This is a genomic window from Paraburkholderia sp. RL18-085-BIA-A, assembly GCF_046027075.1.
In the GTDB taxonomy this organism is placed as follows: domain Bacteria; phylum Pseudomonadota; class Gammaproteobacteria; order Burkholderiales; family Burkholderiaceae; genus Paraburkholderia.
Window position 1 is genome coordinate 1 of record NZ_JARESU010000342.1, and the last position, 2,673, is coordinate 2,673.

At 63.8% G+C, this 2,673-nt stretch carries 4 protein-coding genes and 1 pseudogene; 2 read left to right on the top strand and 3 right to left on the bottom strand.

What is annotated here, in order from left to right; genetic code table 11:
- Nucleotides 1-254: hypothetical protein (locus tag P0D89_RS52110; protein WP_408368298.1), on the top strand; the 254-nt coding region annotated here is incomplete at its 5' end.
- A 49-nt stretch (nt 255-303) separates the two neighbouring features.
- On the opposite strand, the gene P0D89_RS52115 is transcribed toward P0D89_RS52110, so the two are convergent.
- From P0D89_RS52115 to P0D89_RS52125, 3 genes are all read right to left on the bottom strand, one after another.
- On the bottom strand, nt 304-1,128 hold the full coding sequence (locus P0D89_RS52115; RefSeq protein ID WP_408368300.1) for a diguanylate cyclase: 825 nt from the start codon (nt 1,126-1,128) through the stop codon (nt 304-306).
- Nucleotides 1,129-1,133: 5 nt separating this feature from the next.
- Complete coding sequence (locus P0D89_RS52120; RefSeq protein ID WP_408368302.1) at nt 1,134-1,799, bottom strand: hypothetical protein; 666 nt, start codon at nt 1,797-1,799, stop codon at nt 1,134-1,136.
- A gap of 99 nt (nt 1,800-1,898) precedes the next feature.
- Nucleotides 1,899-2,108: a hypothetical protein gene (locus P0D89_RS52125; RefSeq protein ID WP_408368304.1), complete on the bottom strand. Its 210-nt coding sequence runs from the start codon at nt 2,106-2,108 to the stop codon at nt 1,899-1,901.
- A gap of 334 nt (nt 2,109-2,442) precedes the next feature.
- Here P0D89_RS52125 and P0D89_RS52130 point away from each other — a divergent pair.
- Nucleotides 2,443-2,673: pseudogene (locus P0D89_RS52130) on the top strand (hypothetical protein); the annotation flags it as partial.

The following is a 2,673-nucleotide window of genomic DNA, read 5'->3' on the forward strand; positions in this document are numbered from 1 at the left end:
AGCAGACACGCTCCATCGATAACTTCTCGTACACCGCAAGCAGTATCTACGTGTCGACGACGAGATTCGAACTGTATGCATTCAACGCCTCGCTATCGACGCCAGGCTACGACCTGCAATTGTGTTCAAACAACATTGGCACGCTGGCCGGATACATCGTGTTGAACGGAACAGCGACGGCCTGGGGCGACGCCACAAAATCAGTCAGTGCGACGCTCACCATCACGCTTCAACCCCGCGTTGAGGGGCCGTAGAGGTGAATGGGGAGGTGGTGACCGCTGTGCCGTTCGCGGTCGACGACGATTAGCCCAGCTTGACGCGCAAATCAGGCTCTGTCGGCTCCTGCTCATCGACGTCTGCAACGCATATACAATTCCGGCCTTGCTGTTTGGCAGCATACAGTGCGCGGTCGGCGGCTCCGACGAGCATTGCAGGGTCGCTGTCCTGTCCGGCCTGCGTTGCCGCGACGCCGACGCTAATCGTGACGATGCCCGGACTGCTCGCCTCGTGTGGAATGCCAAGGCACTCCACAGCCCGCCGGATTCGCTCGGCCACAATCAGCGCACCCGCGCCGTCCGTATCCGGCAGTATGAGGGCAAACTCTTCTCCACCATACCGGGCTACCGTATCAGTCGCACGCGAAGTGGCAGACGAAATTGCTGCCGCAACCGTGCGCAGGCATTCGTCACCCCGCTGGTGGCCAAACCGGTCGTTATAGCTCTTGTAGGCGTCCACGTCGGCCATGATGACCGCGAGATTTCCCCGCTTGTCGGCCCGCGACGTCCGTTGCCAGTGACGTCCCAGCTCGCGGTCGAAATGACGCCGGTTGAAGAGCCCCGTCAGCGCGTCGCGGAAAGCGAGCCCCTGCAACTCCGCGCGCTCGTCGGCGGCCCGCTGGTCCGCCAGCTTTTGCTCCGTAATGTTGCGGATGGTGGCGGTCAGGGAGTCCGGATTGCCCGAGCACGGGTCGATGACGCAGCGCAGGTGCGTCTCCATCCAGACGGCGCCACCGTTCCTGTGCAGGAGGCGACTGGTCTGGGCAGCTTCGGATTCGCCCGACGCCACTTTTTCGAGGGCCATCGCCAGGGCACCGCGGTCGTCGGACAGCGCCAGGTCGGGCAGGTACAAGCTCATCACCTGGTCAACGGTGTGGCCCGCAATGCGGTAACCCGCGGCGACACGTAGGTGAGCCGGCCGTCGAGCCCCAGGCTCATGACGATATCGCTCGCGTTTTCCGCGAGCACCCGGTATCGCCGTTCGCCATCGCGCAGCAGCCTGAAGAGCCGGTTTCGCTGCGCCTGGGTGGCGCTGATGGGCAGGGCAATGCCGAGTGCGGCAACCAGAAAAAGCTGCCGGCCGAAGATGCGGCCTTGCATGGTTTCGTAGGGAAAGACCCAGAGCGGCCCGGACCCGCGCATCGTGAACGACACGGCGATGCCGAGACACAGCAGCAGCCCGACCATGACGCCCGCGAGGTCCGCCTGAAACGCCAACAGCACGATGGGCGGCAGCGCCCAGTACAGGAGCGGAAACCGGCTTTGACCAAATACGCCTGCCGTGACAATGCAAACCAGCAGCAACAGGAAGGCGGTCTTCCGGAGTTGGCCAGCACGCAGGAGATGCGCGACTTCGCCGGTCCAGAACACCAGGGCGGCGGGCGTGAAGATGGCGACTCTCAGCGCATCCGAGACATACCAGTTGGCCAGGCTGGGCAGCAGATGCCAGTTCAGCTGCCCGCGCAGCAGCGTCGTCGCGAGGATGCCGGATACGGCAGGCGCAAGCAGCACGCCACCCGTCACGAATCTCACAAGCGGTTTCAGTCGGACCAGCTCGGAGACCGTCGAGACGCGCGGTGTGAAGGCGAACGCAATCAGGACCTCAACGATGTCGGCCGACGATTACGAAGCCGATACCCCGAGGCTTTCGCCCACATAAAGATTGGCCGCCAGATTCCCGAGGACCCCGCCAGCGAAGACCCAGTATCGTTGCCGTCGCGATGCGGCCATCAGCTGTGACAGCAGCACCGCATTGGTCAGCCATATCGGCGCGATTTCGCCCGCCATCGTTTTCAGCGCGCCGCTGGCGAGGCAGGTCAGCGTCGTGACCATGAGCGCAAGCAACAGGTGCCAGACATCCCCCGCGGGAGGCGCAATGACAGTGAGGCTGCTCGCAATCTGGGCGAGCGGTGAGCAGCCGGATTCTCCATTTTTCTCTCAGTTATCTGGTTATTTGCCAGTGCAAGCTTCCGGCCGGAAGAGTCCCGCACCGCGGGAATGGCTTCGAAGGCGCGTCGAACAAGGGCGCCTTGCCGCCTTACGAGGTTGTTTATCGGCTCCGGGGCGCGAAAACTTTACGGCGTGGCAGCGGACTCAGCAGTATTTCTCTTGCACGCGCCACGGCGGCGATAGACTGGAACCTCAACATCCGTCCTGGAGTCCGGGCATGACCTCGCAAACCTGCAACCGCATCGACCTTGCGTGCGACCAGCTGGAGATGGCGCTCGTCGCGTTCCTGGAGCGCCATCGCTTCGCCTCGGCCATCACCTTGGCCAGCGCGGCCGAACGTGTACTGGGCGAGGCGCTGCGGCACGCCGGCAAGCCGGCGGGCGTGGACTGGAAGTTCGATGCGGCCGACCTGGCGCACACGAAGCTGCACGGCCGGCCGCTGGACCGT